The sequence below is a fragment of the Sphaerimonospora sp. CA-214678 genome (assembly GCF_050942215.1).
In the GTDB taxonomy this organism is placed as follows: domain Bacteria; phylum Actinomycetota; class Actinomycetes; order Streptosporangiales; family Streptosporangiaceae; genus Sphaerimonospora.
In genome coordinates this window covers 4160534-4179137 of the sequence record NZ_CP192056.1, presented here as the reverse complement: position 1 = coordinate 4179137, position 18604 = coordinate 4160534, and the positions used below count along the sequence as shown (strand labels likewise).

Sequence of the window (18604 nt, the reverse complement as noted above, 5' to 3'; positions counted from 1 at the left end):
TGAGGGATCGGCAACCCTACTGTCCGTATCAATCCTCAGGTTGACATAACTCTAAATCTCAACTTGAGGGTGAGAGTTGAAGACAGCGCGGGCCTGGCCCGTATGGAACGCAAACGAGCGGAAAGGCCCCTCGTCGTGGCAGCACCGCAGAACTACCTCGCGGTCATCAAGGTCGTAGGCATCGGCGGCGGCGGAGTCAACGCCGTCAACCGGATGATCGAGGAGGGACTCAAGGGCGTCGAGTTCATCGCCATCAACACTGACGCCCAGGCGCTGCTGATGAGTGACGCCGATGTGAAGCTCGATGTCGGGCGGGAACTCACCAGGGGCCTGGGCGCCGGAGCCAACCCCGAGGTGGGCCGCAAGGCGGCCGAGGACCACCGAGAGGAGATCGAGGAGGTCCTCAAGGGCGCCGACATGGTGTTCGTCACGGCGGGAGAGGGCGGCGGCACGGGTACGGGCGGCGCGCCCGTCGTGGCCCAGATCGCCCGCACGCTGGGCGCGCTGACCATCGGCGTGGTGACCCGGCCCTTCAGCTTCGAGGGCAAGCGCCGGGCCATGCAGGCCGAGGCGGGCATCGAGACCCTCCGGGAGGAGGTGGACACGCTGATAGTGATTCCGAACGACCGTCTGCTGTCGATCTCCGACCGGCAGGTCAGCGTGCTCGACGCCTTCAAGGCCGCCGACCAGGTGCTGCTCTCCGGTGTCCAGGGCATCACCGACCTGATCACCACGCCCGGCCTCATCAACCTCGACTTCGCCGACGTGAAGTCCGTCATGTCCGGTGCCGGATCGGCCCTCATGGGCATAGGGCACGCGCGGGGTGACGACCGGTCGGTCGCCGCGGCCGAGATGGCCGTGTCCAGCCCGCTGCTGGAGGCCAGCATCGACGGCGCCCACGGCGTCCTGCTGTCCATCGCCGGCGGCTCCGACCTCGGTCTCTTCGAGATCAACGAGGCGGCCCAGCTCGTGTCCAACGCGGCCGCCGCCGACGCCAACATCATCTTCGGTACGGTCATCGACGACGCGCTCGGCGACGAGGTGCGGGTGACCGTGATCGCCGCCGGGTTCGACGAGCCGGCCCCGGCCGCTCCGGCGGTCACCCCGCTGTCCCGGGCCCAGCAGTCTCGTCCCGCCTCGCCCGCGCCGGCCGCCCCGCCCGCGCCGCCGGCTTCGCGGCCGACTCTGGCGGCAGCCCCCACGCCCGCTCCGGCCCCCGCGCCGCCGGTGGCCACGGCGCCGCCCGCTCCCGCGCCGAAGCCGGAGCCCGAGCCGCAGGTCGAGCAGGTGACCGCGAGCGGGGCTTCCACCGGAGCGGGGACCGCCGCGAGCGCCGGCGCGGCTTCGGGGAACACCGGTCCGGGAGGGACGGGTTCCGCGAACACCGGGAACACCGGCCCGCTGTCGATCCCGCGGCCCGCGCCGGAGCCGCCGACGCCGATCACCTCCCGGGTCAACCGCCCGGGTCCCCGGGTCCCGGTGGTGTTCGAGGAGCAGGAGGAGGAGCTCGACGTGCCGGATTTCCTCAAGTGAGTCTCGCGTGAGACGAGAGGAGATCAGGGCGGGTCTGGCCGAGGTCGAACGGCGGATCGAGGAGGCCTGCCGGGCCGCCGGACGGCACCGGTCGGAGATCACGCTGATCGCCGTCACCAAGACCTATCCCGCCTCGGACGTACGGCTCCTGAACGACCTCGGAATCCGCGACATCGGAGAGAACCGGGACCAGGAGGCGGCCGCCAAGGCGGCCGAGTGCGCCGATCTCGATCTGACCTGGCATTTCATCGGTCAGTTACAGACGAACAAGGTCCGCTCTGTCGTGTCCTACGCCGGCATGATCCACTCTGTGGACCGGCCCCGGCTGGTGACGGCACTCGCCCGCGAGGCCGTCCGGGCCGGCCGGGAGATCGACTGCCTCGTCCAGGTCACGCTGGACTCCGTCGCCGGCCGGGGCGGGATCGAGCCGGAGGGGGCCCCGGCGCTCGCGGCGGGCATCGCGTCGGCCGAGGGCCTGCGCCTACGTGGTGTGATGGCCGTCGCCCCGCTCGGCGGGAACCCCGCCGAGGCGTTCGCCCGGCTGCGCGAGCTGGCGGAGGCCATCCGGAAGGACCACCCCGGCGCAGACGTCCTCTCGGCCGGGATGAGCGAGGACCTCGCCCCGGCGATCGCGCACGGCGCGACACATGTGCGGGTCGGTACGGCGTTGCTCGGCCGTAGAAAGGCCATCGTCGGGTAATGTCCCCCAAGCGGACCTTGGTGTCCCAATAGGGACCTTGAAGGCACCAGATAAGCGGGAGGACGACGAGCGATGGCCGGCGCGATGCGCAAGATGGCGGTCTACCTCGGTCTCGTGGAGGACGACCGCTACGAAGACAGGTACGCGGCCGAGTACGGCCCCGACGAGGACTACGCGGACGAGGACTACGACTCGTCGCGCCGTGAGGACACCACTGAGACGGCCGTCCCGGCACCTCGTTCCTCCACGCCGGTCCTGGAGCGCCGTACGACCGACCTGGCGCGCATCACGACCCTGCATCCGCGCACGTACAATGAGGCGCGCACCATCGGCGAGCATTTCCGGGAAGGCACGCCGGTCATCATGAATCTGACGGAAATGGTTGACAGCGACGCGAAGCGGCTCGTCGATTTCGCGGCGGGTCTCGTCTTTGGCCTACATGGCAGCATCGAACGTGTTACGAACAAGGTGTTCCTGTTGTCTCCCGCCAACGTTGAGGTGACCGCCGAGGACAAGGCCAGAATCGCGGAACGCGGCTTCTTCAATCAGAGCTAGAGTTCCATCATGAACAGTGACCAGATGGAGGCGGGGCCGGGCCGTGGGGATCATTAGAGAACTTGTGGTCTTCGCCCTCTACATCTTTCTGCTTCTGCTGATCGGCAGAATGATCATAGATACGGTGCAGGCGTTCGCCCGCAACTGGCATCCCTCCGGAGTGGTGTTGGTGCTGGCAGAGGTCATATACACCGTGACCGACCCTCCTCTCAGGTTCCTCCGCCGTTTCATTCCGCCCCTCAGGTTGGGTACGGTGGCCTTTGACCTGAGCTTCACAGTGCTGTTCATTGTGATCTTGGTCTTGATCCAAGTCGTGTAGCGCTTCGTTGATCGGGTGCCGTTCGACCGGACAGAGACTCCAAGCGCGCCAAGGAGACCCAAAATGCCGTTGACGCCCGCTGATGTGCGGAACAAGCAGTTCAGTACCACCAGGCTCAGGCCGGGGTACGACGAAGAGGAGGTCGATGCCTTCCTCGACGAGGTCGAGGCCGAGCTCGACCGTCTGATTCAGGAGAACGAGGAGCTCCGCGCGAAGCTGACCGAGTGTCTGCGGGGCAAAGTCCCCGGAGGCATGGGCATGGCGGGTTCGCCGCAGATGGCCCCCGCCCCGGTCTCCGAACCCAAGCCGGAGATGATGGTCCCCCAGCCGGAGCCCATGAAGGCCCCCGAGCCTCCCCGCCCGGAGCCGGTCCCCGTCGGCATGGGCATGCCGCCCGCCGAGGACAACATGGACACGGCGGCCCGTGTGCTGGCCCTCGCCCAGCAGACGGCCGACCAGGCCATAGCGGACGCGCGGCGCGAAGCGGACGAGACGGTGACCCGCGCGCGGCGTGAGGCCGACGACATCCTCGGCAAGGCCCGCCGCCAGGCGGAGCAGATCATCGGCGACGCCCGCGCCCGGGCGGAGACGCTGGAGCGTGACGCGCAGGAGCGGCACCGCCAGGCCATGGGCACGCTGGTGCAGACCCGCGACGAGCTCGAGCGCAAGGTAGAGGAGCTGCGCAGCTTCGAGCGCGAGTATCGCAGCCGCCTCAAGCTGTACCTGGAGAACCAGCTCGCCGAGCTGAACGTCTCGGCCGAGGGCAGCGGAGGTTTCCCGATCGTCAGCGGCGCACCCGCGATGGCCCACGCGGTCGCTCCGGGTCCCCAGCCGATGGCGGGCGGTCCGAACCCCTTCGCGCAGGAGGCTCCCCAGCACTCCGGCGGCTTCCCGGGCGCCGACGGCCCGCACAACGACCGTCGGTAAGGTTCGCGTCCCCCTTCCCCGACCGCGAACCCGGTAACTCGGAGTCCCCCCGTGATCCTCATCAGTGCCGCTCTGGTTCTCGCCGCCATCGTTCTGCTCATCGCGGGCGTGGTGCTGGCGAAACCGTTCCTCGTGATGTGGTCAATCGTGATCAGCGTGCTGTCCGCGGTCTGCCTGTTGATCGGGGCCCTGCTGAGGCGCCACGAGCTGTTCCCCGCAGGCGGGCGTGCCGCCGTCGGGCCTGTCAACACCCCCCAGGGTCCCTCCGTTCCCCCTCAGTTCACGAACACCGTCGCGCACACCGGCGCCATGCCGGTCGGTGCGATGCTCGGTGGGACGCCTGGGCAGCTCCCTCATCACGGGGCGGTCGCCATTCCACCCTCGGCGCCGGTTCCCGCCACGGCCACCATGCCGGTGGCGGCATCGGTCACCCGCCCGCCGGTTCCGGCGGTGCGCGGGCTGGGGTCCGACATGATCGTGCTGGTGATCCCCGGCCGCAGGCGGTTCCATCTGCCGGACTGCCGCCAGCTCGTGGGGCGCGAGGTCGAGGAGCTCACCGTCGAGGAAGCCCGTGAGGAGGGCTTCACCCCATGCACCACATGCCGGCCCGAAGGCCGGTGGGGTTCCGAGGCGGCTGAGACCGCCGAGAGCCCGATGGCCGGGCCGATCCCCGAGACCGCCGAACATCCGGAGCGGGCAAAGACCCCGGACGGCCGAGACGCTCGGGACGACCACAAGACTTCACAGCGCGTTGAAAGCTCGGCGGACGAGACCGCCGAGACCGCCCCGGCGGCCGAGACCCCGGAGAGCGCCGCGCTTACGGCAGACCCTGGTAGTAAGGACGGTCCCCGCCCCGGCGGCTCCCAGCGGCCCGGCGGTTACGGCAGGCCCGGCGACGCGGCCAGGCCCGGTGGCGCGGCCAAGTCCGGTGATGCGGCCAAGTCCGGCGGCGCGAACAGGCCCGGTGGCGCGGCCAAGTCCGGTGATGCGGCCAAGCCCGGCAGAGCCGGCGGCGGAGCCGCCGCCGCGGGCGCCGAGAGCACCGCCGGTTCGGATCCCGATGAGGCGGATCCCGCGGACACCGCCGAGTTCCCGGCGGTGGTGACCAAGCCGGCCGGCTCGGTCGGCCGGTCGTCAGCGGCGTCCGAGACCACCCCGGCGAAGACCTCCGCGAAGACCCCGGCCGCCTCCGCGCCGAAGCCCTCCGCCGCGACCGGACCGATCGACTGGTTCAAGCGGCCCGGGCCCGCCTCGGCGGGGGCCGCCGCCCCAGAGCCGGTGGAGCCGGCCGAGACCGCGGAAGCCGGGCGCGCCGGCCTCCCGGCCCCGGCAGGCTCCACCTCTACTTCACCTTCAGCCTCCACCGCTTCGGCCCTCGCCCCCGGCGTCACGGTCCGGGTGATGGCAGGCACTCGGCGCTACCACCGCGCCGGGTGCCCACTGCTGCGTGCCGCCGACAAGGCCGACATCGAGACGATGCCGGGGCAGGAGGCCGAGTCGGCCGGACTGACCCCCTGCTCGGTCTGCGCCGCTAAGCCTTCCTGAGCCGGAAGACGAGGCCGAGGTCGGGCTCCTCGTGCGGGGGCAGCGTCTCGTCGGGCGCACCCTCGGTGAAGCTCACCGCGAGCACTTCGTCGGCGACGGCCTGTCCGCCGTCGCGCAGCGCCCGAGCCACCTCGCCGCCGGCCGACCACCACAGCTCGATCCGGTCCGTGATCGACAGGCCCGTCGACTTGCGCGCCTCCTGGACCAGCCGGATCACCTCGCGGACCACACCGGCCCTGCGGAGCTCGTCGGTGATCGTCAGGTCCAGCGCCACCGTCTCGCCCGTGCCCGTGTCGACCGCTCCGGTCTCCACGGCCCAGCCCGTCCTGGGCTGCTCAGTGATGATCACATCGTCCGGGCCGAGCTCGACCGCGCCGAGATCCGCGATCTCCACCTGCACGGCGGCGCCGGACCGGATGGTCTTGGCCAGGTCCGTGGGGTCGGCGGCGGTCACAGCGGCGGCCACCTGCTTGGTCTGCGAGCCGAACCGTCTGCCGAGGGTACGGAAGTTCGGCTTCACGGTGAAGGTCACCAGGTCGGCCGAGAACGTGGACAGATCCTCCAGTCGCTGGACGTTCAGTTCCTCCGCGATCAGCCGACGGAGGTCGTCGGGGAGCGCGGACCAGCCGTGCGCGCCGATCAGCGCCCGGCCGAGCGGCTGCCGTGTCTTCACCGACGACGAGGCACGGGCCGACCGGCCCAGTTCGACGAGCCTGCGCACGAGAGTCATCCGCTCGGACAGCTCGGGGTCGAGCAGGGCGGTGTTCACCTCCGGCCAGGTCGCCAGATGGACCGACGGCGCGGCCTCGCCGTCGCGCAGCACGTCCCACACGTAGTCGGTGATGAACGGCACCAGCGGCGCCATCAGCCGGGTGACGGTCTCCAGGCATTCGTACAGCGTGGCGAACGCCGAGGCCTCCCCGGACCAGAACCTGCGCCGGGACCGCCGGACGTACCAGTTGGACAGGTCGTCCAGGAACTCGGTCAGCCGGCGTCCGGCCCGCGCGGTGGCGAACTCGTCCATCGACTCGGTGACCTCGGCCACCGTCCGGTGCAGCTCGGCCAGCGCCCATCGGTCTATCAGCGGGCGGCCGCCGTACGCCGGTGCCTCGGCGAGCCGCTTCGGCGACCACGACTCGGCGTTGGCGTACAGGGTGAAGAACGAGGTCGTGTTCCAGTAGGTGAGCAGGACCTTCCTGACGATCTCCTCGAGCGCGGTGTGACCGATTCTGCGGGGCGCCCAGGGGGAGCCCGAGGTCGCCATGTACCAGCGGAGGGAGTCCGCGCCGTGCTGGTCCATGAGCGGCATGGGCTGGAGCACGTTGCCGAGGTGCTTGCTCATCTTGCGGCCGTCCTCGGCGAGGATCAGGCCGAGGCACAGCACGTTCTCGTACGACGACCGGTCGAAGACCAGTGTGCCGACCGCCATCATCGAGTAGAACCAGCCACGGGTCTGGTCGATGGCCTCGCAGATGAACTGGCCCGGATACGACTTCTCGAACACGTCGGCGTTGACATGGGGCGCGCCCCACTGGGCGAACGGCATCGCGCCCGAGTCGTACCACACGTCGATGACGTCGGGCACCCGCCGGGCCTGCGCCTGGCAGGTGGGACACGGGAACGTCACGTCGTCGACGTACGGCCGGTGCGGGTCGAGCGCGGTCAGGTCGCGTCCGGCGAGCTCACCCAGCTCCTTGAGGGAGCCCACGCAGGTGACGTGGTCTTCCTGGCAGGTCCACAGCGGCAGCGGGGTCCCCCAGTAGCGGGACCGCGACAGCGCCCAGTCGACGTTGCCACGCAGCCATTCGCCGTACCGGCCGTGCTTGATCGTTTCCGGGAACCAGTTCGTTCGCTCGTTCTCGGCGAGCAGCTTCTCCTTGATCGCGGTCGTCCTGATGTACCAGGAGGGGAGCGCGTAGTAGAGCAGCGGCGTGTGGCAGCGCCAGCAGTGCGGGTAGCTGTGCTCGAAGTGGCCGCCGCTGAAGAGCAGGCCGCGCTCGCGCAGGTCCGCCGTGAGCGCCTCGTCGGCGTCCTTGAAGAACGTCCCGCCGACCAGCGGCACGTCCGGCAGGAAACGGCCGTCCGGCCCGACCGGGTTGACCACCGGCATGCCGTACCGCTTGCAGACGGCCATGTCGTCGGCGCCGAAAGCGGGCGCCTGGTGGACCAGGCCGGTGCCGTCCTCCACCGTGACGTACGTGCCGAGCACGACGTAGTGCGCGTCCTCGATGTCGACCAGGTCGAACGGCCGGGTGTAGGTCGTGTGCTCCAGGTCGGCGCCGGAGTAGGCGGCCAGCACCTCGGCGTCCTCGCCGAGGACCCGCCTCAGCAGCGGCTCGGCCACCACCAGCACCTCGTCGCCGCGCCTGGCGGCCACATAGGTGACGTCCGGGTGTACGGCGACCGCCGTGTTGGACACGAGGGTCCACGGGGTGGTGGTCCAGATCAGCAGCGAGGCGCCCAGCTCGGCCAGCGGGCCGGAGGTCGCGGGCATGCGTACGAACACCGACGGGCTGGACACGGTCTCGTACCCGCCCGGCTGGCCCAGCTCGTGGTCGGACAGGCCGGTGCCGCAGCGGGGGCAGTAGGGCGTGATCCGGTGATCGCGGAACAGCAGGCCCCTGTCCCAGATGACCTTGAGCGACCACCAGACGGCCTCGACGTACCGGGGGTCCATCGTGCGGTAGGCCTGGGACATGTCGACCCAGTAGCCCATCCGCTCGGTCATCTCCTCGAACGCGTCGACGTGCCGCAGCACCGACTCGCGGCACCTGGTGTTGAACTCGGCGATGCCGTACGCCTCGATCTCGGGCTTGCCGGAAAGGCCGAGCTCCTTCTCGACCGCGACCTCGACCGGCAGGCCGTGGCAGTCCCAGCCCGCCTTGCGGGGGACGTGGTAGCCGCGCATCGACTTGTAGCGGGGGAAGACGTCCTTGAAGACGCGGGCCTCGATGTGGTGGACGCCCGGCATGCCGTTCGCCGTGGGCGGGCCCTCGTAGAAGACCCAGGACGGGCCGGTGGCGTTCTGCTCCAGCGAGCGCTCGAACACCTTCCCGTCCCGCCAGCGGTCGAGCACCTCACGCTCCAGCGCCGGCAGGTCGACCTGCGCGGGCAGCGAGCGGAAACAGGGGGAAGACTCGGAAGACATCGTCGGGCGGACCCTCCACGCGTGGTCATGACATGACGCGAAGGGACGAAGCCATCCGCGGCTCCGCGGTACCACCCTTCTTGACGTCCGGGCACTTCCGATCTCTCGTCGCGAGCGCGGTGCTCTCGCCGGGAACTCGGGGCCGGGCGCCCTCTCGTTTCGTCCTGCTGCCGGTTCTACTCGGCCGGCCCGTAGCCGTGCACGGCCTTTCTTCCGGCGGCTCCGGGGTGATCTTCCCGCCGCGACCCGCCCCGGGCTCACACCGTCCCCGGGTCGCTCGCGCGAGTGGATGCGGAGGTACTGTCCCCATCGACACCTTGCAGACTATGACGATAACGCAGACCGGCCGCGAGGGCTTCCTGATATCGGGTGGGCGATTCAGGAGAGGCGGCGGAGCACGGCCCGCTTGGCCGTACGGAACTCCTCGTCGGTGAGCACACCGGATCGGTGCAACTCGCCGAGCTCGGTCAGCCTGCGGATGAGAACGTCGTGATCGTCGGGCGTTCCGTGACGGGCGGCGGCGGGCGAGGGGAGCGGGAGGGGCTCCTTCGTCTCACGCGGCAGGCGGGCGAGCACGGCGGCGGCGACGAGTGCCGTCGTGCCGCCGAAGCGCTGCACGCCCCAGGACAGGCAGCGCGGGTCGTTCTCCGGCGGCCCGCCCGGTCCGGCGCCCTTCAGCCGGAAGCGGAGGCTGCCGTAGCCCAGACCCGACTGGGGCTTCCACTCCACGCCGGCCAGGTCGGCCAGCGGGAACTCCTGCGGCCCGGCGGACCCCTTGACCGACTTCGCGAACAGGGTCCACTCGATGCGCACGCGCTCGCCGTCGAAGCTCACGACGCCGTCTCCGGCGGAGGCCGACACGGGTACGGCCGGGCCGGGCAGGAGGAAGTCGTCGCAGGGGCCGCTCGGCGTCTGCCAGATCTGAAGTGAGTCACGGATCTCGTCGGCCAGATATTCCGCGGCGCCCGTACGATCCTTGGGGACGGCCAGGCGGTAGGGGTCGGCGGGGGCGCCGAGCCCGCCGGCGACGGCCTCCGTCAGCGGGTCGGCCCCTTTCCTGAGGCGAAGCCGCAGGTGGCCCCCCTTGCGTGCGGGCTCGAACGCCGCGCCGGCGATCGCCTGGAGCGGTATCACCAGCTCTCCGAGCACCTTACGCAGCTCATGGACGTCCTTCCCGCTGCCCGGCACGATCCGCAGCCGTTCACCGTCGAACGTCCATGATCCGTCCGAGACGACGATCTCCGCCATGCCGCCAGCCTAGAACACGGCGACCGCCTCATATCCCGATATCGGGGGGCACGTCAGGTTTTACGGGCGACGGCCCCGAGGATTCCGGGCCTGCTCAGGTCGACCTCCGTGTCCCAGGGCGCGTCGGGACGCCAGGCCTGCACCGGGACGACGCCGGGATCGAGGATCTCCAGGCCGTCGAAGAACGACGTGATCTGTGGCAGCGTCCGGCCCGTGATGCCGCCGGAGGAGGTCGCCGAGTACACCTTCTTGCCCTCGGCGACCGTGTCTCCGATCTCGGTCTCGCCCTGGTAGATGTGGGAGAGCACCAGGTGGCCGCCCGGGACCAGCCGCTCCCTGATCGAGGCGGCGACGGCGGCCGCGGTCTCGTCCTCCGGCACGAAGTGGAGCACGGCGACCAGCAGCACCGCGAACGGCCGGGTCAGGTCGAAGTGCGCGTGGACCGCCGGGTCGTCGAAGATCGCGTCCGGATTCCGCAGGTCGCCGCGCATCACCGCCGTGTCCCGGTCGTTCGCCAGCAGCGCCTGGGCATGGATGAGGACGACGGGATCGTTGTCGACGTACATCACGCGGGACCCGGGGGCGTGCCGCTGCGCCACCTGGTGGACGTTCTCCTGAGTCGGCAGCCCGGCGCCGATGTCGATGAACTGCGTGACTCCGGAGCGGGCCAGATGCCGTACGGCACGGCCGAGAAAGGCGCGGTTCTCCCTGGCGACCTCGCGTGCGTCGTTGCCCATCCGCCGGCCGATGGCGATGATCTTCTCGGCGGCCTCGCGGTCGGCCGCGAAGTTGTCCTTGCCGCCCAGGTAGTAGTCGTACATCCGGGCGACGCTGGGGATGGCCGGGTCGATGCCCGTCGGCACGCGTTCGGGATCGTCCATCTGCCGCCCACCTCTCGAGAACCGTCTGGGCGGATTCTAGGTGAAAGATCACGAACCTGGAATGACGAGCTCGGCCGGGAGGCGTGATCGAACACACCTCGCGTCGGCCCTCCTCGCCGTTCGGGATCAGGTGAAGAGGCGGGCGACGGCGAGGCCCGCCGCCGCCGCCACGAGGCCGAGCAGCAGGCTGCCGACGGCATTGGCCGTGGCCTTTCCCGCCGATCCCTCCTCGAGCAGGCGGACCGTCTCGAAGCCGAAGGTGCTGAAGGTGGTGAGCGCGCCGCAGAAGCCGGTCCCGGCGAGCACGGTCACGTCGTGCGGCACACCCAGCGTGGATCGGGCGCCGAGCAGGAAGCCGAGGATGAGCGACCCGACGAGGTTGACCGTCAGGGTGCCCCAGGGGAACACGCTGTCGTGGTGCCGCTGCACGAACCGGTCGATGAGGTAGCGCGCGGGCGCGCCGACGGCTCCGCCGAGGAAGACGAGCAGGACGGTCATGAGGCGGGGAAGCCGATCCTGAGACAGGTACGTGAGTACGCCGACGGCGGGAGGGTCTGCCGCGCCGGTCGATCGGGCCCGCCGGGAAGATCTGTCCGCGGGAATGCTCCCATGTCCGCCCTCCTCCGGGACGACGAAAGCCGCTGAGCCGGCGTCAGGAGCCGCCGGCCGCCGGTGGCGCTTCGGGCGGCGGTGGCGGTTCGGGTGGCGGGACGAGACACCGCCGGGAAACGCCGTCCGGGCGGGATCCATCGCCGTGCCGATCAGTTTACGTGTGCGAATGCGCGAATCGTCAATCCGCGCGCGGGCACGATGCCTGGTCGAGGGGGAAACGCGCCTTTGTCCCGTGCGTCTCCCGAGCAGCGGGGCAGGCCGCGGTGTGCCCCCTCGATCGCGGAGCGTTCCGCCGGCGTTCCCGGGGGATCCGGGGAGGGGAGCCGCAGGTGAAATCGCACGAGACCGCGGCCAGGCTGACGATTCTGGTGGGGGAGAACGACCAGTACCGGCACCGGCCGCTGTACGCAGAGATCGTGCATCGGGCCCGCCACACGGGCCTGGCCGGGGCGAGCGTCTTTCGTGGCATGGAAGGCTACGGCGCCTCCTCTCTCATCCACACGAGCCGTCTGCTGTCACTCGGCGAAGACCTGCCCGTCGCCGTCGTCATCGTCGACACCCGGGAGAAGATCACCGCATTCCTCGCAGAACTCGACGAGGTGGTCACCGACGGCCTGGTCCTCGTGGACGAGGTCGAGGTGCACCGCTGCCGGACCCCTCCACGGTGACTCCGATTTTCTTCTGCGACCGGCGAACGGACGGCCGTGGCAGGAAAGGCCCGCGCTCGCGCGAGCCGGTGCTTTCTGTACGACCCGGAAATCGACAGCGTGTTCGAGCCCTCCCCTGGGCAGGCCGTCCGCCGGCATGTGAGCGGAGGGCGGGCACGACCGCGCTCACCTCCCTGCGGCGTCGCCCGAAGTCCGGCCGGCGGGCCCGTCCGGAAGGCGCGGTTCGGCAGGCGCGTCCGCCCGCACGGGAGCCCGCCGCGCGGTACGGCGACCGGCGCGCAGGCTCGTGATCGTCACGGTGGTCAGGACCGCGACGATGACCCCCAGCGAGGCGAGCGTGGGAATCTGCGGGACCCAGGCCCAGATGCCGTGCGCCCAGTGCAGGATCAGCTTGAGCCCGATGAAGGCCAGGATGATGCTCAGCCCGTGGTTGAGATGCCGCAACTTCGTCAGGGCGCTCTGCAGCACGAAGTAGAGCGCCCGCAGGCCCAGCAGGGCGAAGGCGTTGGTGGCGAAGACGAGGAACGGGTCGTCGGTCACGCCGTACACCGCGGGCACCGAGTCGACGGCGAAGACGATGTCGGTGGTGAAGACGGCGGCGGCGGCCAGCGCCAGCGGGGTGAGCGCGAGCCGGCCCTTCTCCCGGACGATCAACCGGGAGCCCCGATAGTCGCCGGTGACCGCTACGAAGCGCCGTAGCAGTCGGACGCTGCGCATGCCGGAGACATCGACCTCCTGGCTGTGCCCGCCCAGTGCGTCTTTCAGGATCTTGCCGGCGGTGATCAGCAGTATCACGCCGAACAGCAGGAACGCCCACGTGCCGCTCCGCAGCGCGGCGGCCCCGAGCGCGATGAAGGCCGCGCGCAGCACGAGTGCCCCGATGATTCCGTACAGCAGGACCTGCCGGGCCAGCGCGGCGGGGACCGCGAAAGCCGACAGCAGCAGCATGAACACGAACAGGTTGTCCACCGACAGCGACTTCTCCACCGCGTACCCGGTGAAGAACTCGAGCGCGGTGGTGGACCCGAAGGCGCCCCACAGGTAGGCGCCGAACCCCACAGGCAGCAGGAGATAGAAGACCGACCAGCCCACCGCCTCGCGCATCCGCACCTCGTGGGAACCGCGGGACAGCAGGAGGTCCGCCGCCAGCAGGAGCAGCACCGCGGCGACGGTGATCGTCCACAGATTCAGTGAAGCAACCGATTCGATCTCGGCTGCGAGCGGCTTCGCACCGGGCATGAGCTCTCCTCGAACGCGTTCGATCGTTCGAGGTCTCCTTCACCCGGATGACTCGGGCGGCCGTCCGGGGACATCGTGAGACGTCCGTACTGACCGAGATCGGCTCTTGGGAAGTACTCCCCTCGTGCGGTCCAGACTAGGGCACTTCCCCCATATCGATCCACTGCTCGTACGGTCTCGTCCCGGGCTTTCTCGCGATGAGATCGCCGCCAGGCCGCGGGGAAACCCATCTCACAGGTCCCGCATGAGGACGTCGATGCCGACGATGTGCCGATGCTCACGGAAGAACGGCTTTCTGATGAGAGGCCGGGCGGACGAGCCGCATAGCCGCTGTCCTGCTGGCAGGGATCGCGGGCGCGGGCATCCGGCCACGCCTGGCCGACCTCCGCGACGCCGGAATCGCAGCGGCGGCCGTCGTGCTCGCCGTGGTTCTGCCCGGCGTGCTGATGCCCCTGCCCAGCAACGCCGACGGCACCCCGCGTTATGCGGTGGCCGGGGTGGGCCGGCCATACGTGCTCGACCTGGAGTCCGGCGAGCCGGTGAGCCGGCTGCCCCGGGCGACACGCGACTACGCCCGCTACGATCTCGTCGTCCGGGACACCGAGCCCGGCCGTTATGTGGCGGCGGTCAGCAGCCCGTCGGGTCGTTCCTTCCGCCTGTACCGGCTGGCCATGCAGCCCGACGGCCGGGTCACGGTCGGTGAGCGGCTCACTCCCACGCTCAAGGGGACGGTCAACGGCCTGGCCGTCTCAGGCGAGGGCCGCATCGCCTACGGGCGAATGACAGACGAGGCTGATTTCGTGGGCACTCTGGAACGCGAATGGACTGCCGGCGGCTACCGCCTGCAATGGCTGGACGACCGGACCCTCGCGCTCCCCGCGCACAGCGTCCCGGTGAACACCCTGGCCACTCTCGACGTCGGCACCGGCGCCATCGGACAGATCGCCGCCCCGGCAGAACACGAGTTCACCCGCCCGCTCCTGACCCTCCCCGGTGGGCGACAGCTGCGTGTGCTGGGCTGGCCCGCCCGCACACTCGTCCTGCATGAGGGGACGCGACTGATCAGGAAGATCCTTGAGCTCGACTGCGGCCACATCGAGTCACTGGCGCTCGCCCCGACCGGCAGCCACCTACTGGTCGGTGTCGACCGGGAGGCCGACGAAATGGACAGGACCCCGCTGGCGGGTCTGCCGCCGTGTGGCGGCGCCGCCTCCCAGATGCTGCGCCTCGACCTCGAATCGGGTGACGCCCGGGTTGTCCCCGGCAACCAGGAACCCTGGGTCCAGGCCTGGTGACGCGCTCTCGGCGGATCCGAGAGCGTGACCGCTGGGGAGTGCCTGACAAAAATGCCCTGCTGCGGCGGCCCAGACGGCACCTGCTCAACCCCCGCGAAAACTCCGAGGCCGGCGCGGGAGACGCGGCGAAGTCCTGCCCCGGCGGCTTCTTATGATCGGCAGCCGGTGCCGGTGCCGACGTCACCAACCACCCATCATCGTTCGGGCCGTGGTGGCGTGGCCGGCCGTCGCGCAGGCCTACCCCGGCGACGGATCGAACTCTTCCCGTGGTGGCTGAAACAGGCGACGGAGGGCGGCTGTGGACCATGCGAGCGATTGGAAAACGAGGAACACAGGCCGCCCGCTGCGAGAAGGCGCCGAAAGCCGGCGACCCGCCGTCTGCCGGCCTTACAGAACCAGGGCTTTTGCTGAGAAGATTTTGATGGAGAAATCGGGATCCGATGCGGTGCCCTCATCCAAGGTGTGAACGTCGTCGTCGGGCTCGTCGTAAACCACGGCGCACCCCTTTTCAAGGACGGCCAGCACATCCTTCTTCGTCGCGCACTTCACGATGCCCGCTTCTTCTGTCTCACAGACCGTGAGCGTCCGTTTGTCACCCTGCCTTCGCAGGTCCACGGCCATGTGATGGGACTTCGTTTCGAGATGTGCGATGTAGTGCACATCCGGGCCCTCGTCCAGGATTCCTGTCTTTTCGACCAGGATGTCGGTGAAAGAGGTCGCCGATTCTTCTGGAAGAAAATTTGGCTCATCGGCGTAGATCTCCGTGAGTGTCACCGAGACAGGGGATTCCGAACTTCCCGCCGCACGCTCGAGCCGTTCCGGAGCCTGCCCGTACTCAGCGGTGGGCTCCAGCTTGCCCATGATCTTCCACGCGGAGATCAGTGCGCGGACCACCTGGCGTGCCTCGCTCCCGGCATCCCCGAGTCCCTCGGCGCGTAGCAGATTTCGCAGGCTTTCGAGATCCTCGCCGTGGACGTCGTCACGGTCTCCCTGATCTTTGCATGATCCTTTCGGCCTCCACTGCGCGAGACTCTTCCAGATCGCTTCGATCCATAGGGGATCTCTTTTGAAAATCTCCACCCAGCCACCGCATAACCCGTTCAAGGCGACGTTACAGTACCACTTGTCCAGGGCGGAGGCGTCCTTCTCTTCGACCTTCCCCTGCTGCGCCTCCAGGAGCCGGCAGGTGTATATCATCCTGCCCTGAATCTTGTCCTGATTCATGCACATGGTTTCCTGCGAACCTTTCCGCTCGGCCGCTTTCTGGTCGTGGCGGTCTTCTCCTCGGGGTTCGAGTTCGACGCGGCCGCGAGCGCCCTCATCATAACCGGGGAGGTGCCGGCGGAACAGACGGATTTCCGATTCCGAGACATGAGTAATGACGGATAAGCCGGTAATGCGCGATATGCACCGTTTCAACCGCGGGATTCCGGAAAAGCGGTCAGTTGTATTCACAGAGATTTCCATGCCTCGAGGGCCGCGATGGCGCACTCCCGGAAGGCGCGAACGCGGGCGTGAGCATGGCTGACGGCCTGGCCGGAGTACCGGCGGTTGATCCTTTCCGGGATGGACACGGCGGAGGCGTGCGGACAGGTCGGTATCGGCCGCAAGACCGGATATCGATGGCGGGCGGAGAACGGAGGTTCATCACCGGCACGCCTGGCAGTCGTCGGCACGATCGGATCGCTACCCGTCCCCGCTGGAGCGCCGGTGCAGCGCCACGCTACGCGACCAGGGCCGCCGGAACCCCCCGTCAACCGTCCGGCCGCGGTTGAACGTGGTCACCTGGTGCCCGAGCGCGCCGGCCCGCTCGACAGACGCTCTGCTCGCGATCACCGGGTGAGCGCATCACCACGTCGACCGTTTCGGCCCCATCTGCCGCAGGTCGGCCGGACGCTTCTGCACCCTCGTCAGCGACGATCTGGAAGACGAGGATCAAGGGACAACGCCGGGCATGAACGGCGACGCGACCGGTCAGCGGCGGAAACGGACGTTCAGCGCCGTCAGGCGGACACCCTGTTGTGCGTGGCGGCGATCACCACCCGCGACGCTCACACGGTCTGTCCGTTCACCTCGAGTGTGACGCCTGGCTTCTCGGCCCAGAAGGCGAGCAATCCGGCGATCTTCTCCACCCTCGGGAACGGCTTCGTGTAGGACCAGACCACATCCTCGGCCACATCGTCACCGATCTGGACCGACCAGTAGGTGGCGTCGCCCTTGAACGGGCAGTGCGACGTCGTCGTCGACGATCTGAGCATGTCCATCTTCACGTCCGCCGGCGGCAGGTAGTAGCGCGGTGGACAGCCCGTCTCGGTGAGCACGATCGGCCGGGAGGAGGTCGCGACGACCACGTCCTCGACCCGCACCACGACCCGGTCCGATCCAGGGGTGACCTCGATTTCATGTCCTCGTGTGTTCATAGACCGATCCCATCAGACGTCCTCTCCGGCCGCCAGCGCGATGTCAGCGGCAGGTCGGCGTGTTCGACGGGTGCTCTTCACGTCGACGGGGAGTGCCCGGTGTGCGTACCACGGAAACCCAGGACTGTCGGACCCCGGTGTCATGATGTATTCGTGGTGATCGCTTTTGACGCCGAGCTGTGGATATGGGAGGCCCGGCGCGCCGACACGTGGACCTTCGTGAGCCTGCCTACCGAGGCGTCCGAGGAGATCCGTGACCTGGCGGGCGGACTGCGTCGAGGCTTCGGTTCGCTGCGGGTGCGGGTCACGGTCGGCGGGAGCACATGGAAGACCTCGATCTTCCCGGACAGCGCCCGTGGCAGCTACGCGCTGCCCATCAAACGTGCTGTCCGCACAGCCGAAGCCCTCGACGCAGGTGATATCACGACCGTAACCGTCGAACTCATCGACTTTTGACCACAACGGCGACAAACCAGCATCAGCAGACGATCAGCGGGCAGTAGCGGCATTCGACGTCCCACAAGTTCAGCGATCGAGGCGTTGTAGCGCAAGATGACCCGGGCGGCGTTCACCCGCTCGCGGGATCTGTCGCAGCGCGGCCAGGGCGGTGTCCAGGTCGACTTCGGCGGCCGGGGCGACGATCTCCCGCAGGTTGTCCACTTCGCATTGCCGTGTGCCAAGGGTGCGGCCGACGGCCGTGCAGAGGTCGCGGTGCCCCGGTAGATGCTCACTTCCGCCCCGAGTTGTCGAGCGAGGCCCGGCGAGCCCCCGACTCCGGTCTGACCGATACCGCCGACAGCGGCATCGGCTGGCCGACCACCGGCGGGATCGGCATCCGACGCGAGAAGTACAGGACGACATTCTCGCCGCGGACGGCTGCCGGCCGTCGTGACCAGCACGGCGACAGGCTCTTGGCTTCTTCTCCCAGCCTGGTATCTTAGCTACTGGTCGATATACCCCTAGGGGGTAATAAGGAAGGTGAGAGTGGCGAGACGACATCCCCCGGTCACATCGCCGAGAAGCAGGCTCTGCCGAACCGCCTCAAGCGGATCGAGGGGCAGGTTCGTGGACTGCAGCGCATGGCCTGATGAGGAGACCTGCTGCATCGGCATTCTCACCCAGGTCAGTGCCGCAACGAAGGCCCTGCAGACCGTCGCGCTCTCTCTGCTCGATGAGCACCTGCGGCATCGCGTCACCGATGCCGCCCGGGTCGGCGGCGAGGAAGCCGACGAAAAGCGGACCGAGACCGCCGCGGCCATCGCCCGGCTTGTCCGGTCGTGACACCCCTGAAGGATCGCTCTCATGGAAAACCCGATTGCTGCCGCTGCTGGACCACGGTGCCGGTGGCTGTAGCTGCTGCGCCCCGCCGTAAGCGGCACCGGTACGGCCACGGCGGCTTCGGCCGCGGCCGACGAATCCACTAACACAAGGGAACCCGACATGACCGCCCAGACGTACCGTGACCGGCATGATCTGTGGCACTGCGAGCACGCCGTCGCCACGGAGCTCAAGGC

At 69.0% G+C, this 18604-nt stretch carries 16 protein-coding genes and 1 pseudogene; 10 read left to right on the top strand and 7 right to left on the bottom strand.

Annotated elements, in window-relative coordinates:
* The first annotated feature begins 135 nt into the window (after positions 1-135).
* The 6 genes from ftsZ to ACQP1K_RS18730 all read left to right on the top strand — a co-directional run bounded on the left by ftsZ (position 136) and on the right by ACQP1K_RS18730 (position 5579).
* On the top strand, positions 136-1533 hold the full coding sequence (ftsZ, locus tag ACQP1K_RS18755) for a cell division protein FtsZ (RefSeq protein WP_433497005.1): 1398 nt from the start codon (positions 136-138) through the stop codon (positions 1531-1533).
* A 7-nt stretch (positions 1534-1540) separates the two neighbouring features.
* On the top strand, positions 1541-2233 hold the full coding sequence (locus ACQP1K_RS18750; protein WP_433497004.1) for a YggS family pyridoxal phosphate-dependent enzyme: 693 nt from the start codon (positions 1541-1543) through the stop codon (positions 2231-2233).
* A gap of 72 nt (positions 2234-2305) precedes the next feature.
* A complete protein-coding gene (locus tag ACQP1K_RS18745; RefSeq protein ID WP_055483046.1) occupies positions 2306-2788 on the top strand; it encodes a cell division protein SepF in 483 nt (160 codons plus the stop codon).
* Positions 2789-2831: 43 nt separating this feature from the next.
* A complete protein-coding gene (locus ACQP1K_RS18740; RefSeq protein WP_055483047.1) occupies positions 2832-3107 on the top strand; it encodes a YggT family protein in 276 nt (91 codons plus the stop codon).
* Between the two features lie 63 nt (positions 3108-3170).
* Positions 3171-4034 carry a DivIVA domain-containing protein gene (locus ACQP1K_RS18735; protein WP_055483048.1) on the top strand — a complete coding sequence of 288 codons (864 nt, stop codon included), beginning with the start codon at positions 3171-3173 and terminating at the stop codon, positions 4032-4034.
* Positions 4035-4085: 51 nt separating this feature from the next.
* Positions 4086-5579, top strand: coding sequence for a hypothetical protein (locus ACQP1K_RS18730; protein ID WP_433497003.1), 1494 nt, complete (start codon positions 4086-4088; stop codon positions 5577-5579).
* Here the strand turns inward: ACQP1K_RS18730 and ileS are convergent.
* From ileS to crcB, 4 genes are all read right to left on the bottom strand, one after another.
* A complete protein-coding gene (ileS, locus tag ACQP1K_RS18725) occupies positions 5566-8727 on the bottom strand; it encodes an isoleucine--tRNA ligase (RefSeq protein WP_433497002.1) in 3162 nt (1053 codons plus the stop codon). The two genes, ACQP1K_RS18730 and ileS, sit on opposite strands and share 14 nt — an antisense overlap.
* Positions 8728-9105: 378 nt before the next feature.
* A complete protein-coding gene (locus tag ACQP1K_RS18720) occupies positions 9106-9975 on the bottom strand; it encodes a DUF4429 domain-containing protein (protein WP_433497001.1) in 870 nt (289 codons plus the stop codon).
* Positions 9976-10028: 53 nt separating this feature from the next.
* Positions 10029-10856, bottom strand: coding sequence for an SAM-dependent methyltransferase (locus tag ACQP1K_RS18715; protein ID WP_433497000.1), 828 nt, complete (start codon positions 10854-10856; stop codon positions 10029-10031).
* A 126-nt stretch (positions 10857-10982) separates the two neighbouring features.
* Positions 10983-11354 carry a fluoride efflux transporter CrcB gene (crcB, locus tag ACQP1K_RS18710; protein WP_433496999.1) on the bottom strand — a complete coding sequence of 124 codons (372 nt, stop codon included), beginning with the start codon at positions 11352-11354 and terminating at the stop codon, positions 10983-10985.
* Positions 11355-11797: 443 nt separating this feature from the next.
* Between crcB and ACQP1K_RS18705 the strand changes: the two genes are divergently transcribed.
* Positions 11798-12136, top strand: a complete 339-nt coding sequence (locus ACQP1K_RS18705) for a DUF190 domain-containing protein (RefSeq protein ID WP_433496998.1) — start codon at positions 11798-11800, stop codon at positions 12134-12136.
* Positions 12137-12301: 165 nt separating this feature from the next.
* On the opposite strand, the gene ACQP1K_RS18700 is transcribed toward ACQP1K_RS18705, so the two are convergent.
* A complete protein-coding gene (locus ACQP1K_RS18700; RefSeq protein WP_433496997.1) occupies positions 12302-13375 on the bottom strand; it encodes a TerC/Alx family metal homeostasis membrane protein in 1074 nt (357 codons plus the stop codon).
* Positions 13376-13791: 416 nt separating this feature from the next.
* On the opposite strand from ACQP1K_RS18700, the gene ACQP1K_RS18695 reads away from it, so the two are divergent.
* Entirely contained in the window at positions 13792-14670 is an 879-nt protein-coding gene (locus tag ACQP1K_RS18695; protein WP_433496996.1) for a hypothetical protein, read from the top strand.
* Between the two features lie 387 nt (positions 14671-15057).
* On the opposite strand, the gene ACQP1K_RS18690 is transcribed toward ACQP1K_RS18695, so the two are convergent.
* Entirely contained in the window at positions 15058-16137 is a 1080-nt protein-coding gene (locus ACQP1K_RS18690) for a hypothetical protein (protein ID WP_433496995.1), read from the bottom strand.
* Positions 16138-16721: 584 nt separating this feature from the next.
* Positions 16722-17090, bottom strand: a complete 369-nt coding sequence (locus ACQP1K_RS18685; protein WP_433496994.1) for a DUF427 domain-containing protein — start codon at positions 17088-17090, stop codon at positions 16722-16724.
* Between the two features lie 153 nt (positions 17091-17243).
* Here ACQP1K_RS18685 and ACQP1K_RS18680 point away from each other — a divergent pair, with 153 nt between their 5' ends.
* Positions 17244-17546: a DUF1905 domain-containing protein gene (locus ACQP1K_RS18680; RefSeq protein ID WP_433496993.1), complete on the top strand. Its 303-nt coding sequence runs from the start codon at positions 17244-17246 to the stop codon at positions 17544-17546.
* Positions 17547-18043: 497 nt separating this feature from the next.
* Positions 18044-18371, top strand: a pseudogene (locus ACQP1K_RS18675) (metal-sensitive transcriptional regulator).
* The last annotated feature ends 233 nt before the right edge of the window (positions 18372-18604 follow it).

Bases quoted from the DNA above. Each gene is read 5' to 3' on its own strand.
- crcB (WP_433496999.1), bottom strand. From the start codon at position 11,354: ATGACCGTCCTGCTCGTCTTCCTCGGCGGAGCCGTCGGCGCGCCCGCG.
- ACQP1K_RS18715 (WP_433497000.1), bottom strand. From the start codon at position 10,856: ATGGACGATCCCGAACGCGTGCCGACGGGCATCGACCCGGCCATCCCC.
- ACQP1K_RS18735 (WP_055483048.1), top strand. From the start codon at position 3,171: ATGCCGTTGACGCCCGCTGATGTGCGGAACAAGCAGTTCAGTACCACC.
- ACQP1K_RS18720 (WP_433497001.1), bottom strand. From the start codon at position 9,975: ATGGCGGAGATCGTCGTCTCGGACGGATCATGGACGTTCGACGGTGAA.
- ileS (WP_433497002.1), bottom strand. From the start codon at position 8,727: ATGTCTTCCGAGTCTTCCCCCTGTTTCCGCTCGCTGCCCGCGCAGGTC.
- ACQP1K_RS18690 (WP_433496995.1), bottom strand. From the start codon at position 16,137: ATGGAAATCTCTGTGAATACAACTGACCGCTTTTCCGGAATCCCGCGG.
- ACQP1K_RS18685 (WP_433496994.1), bottom strand. From the start codon at position 17,090: ATGAACACACGAGGACATGAAATCGAGGTCACCCCTGGATCGGACCGG.
- ACQP1K_RS18745 (WP_055483046.1), top strand. From the start codon at position 2,306: ATGGCCGGCGCGATGCGCAAGATGGCGGTCTACCTCGGTCTCGTGGAG.
- ACQP1K_RS18700 (WP_433496997.1), bottom strand. From the start codon at position 13,375: ATGCCCGGTGCGAAGCCGCTCGCAGCCGAGATCGAATCGGTTGCTTCA.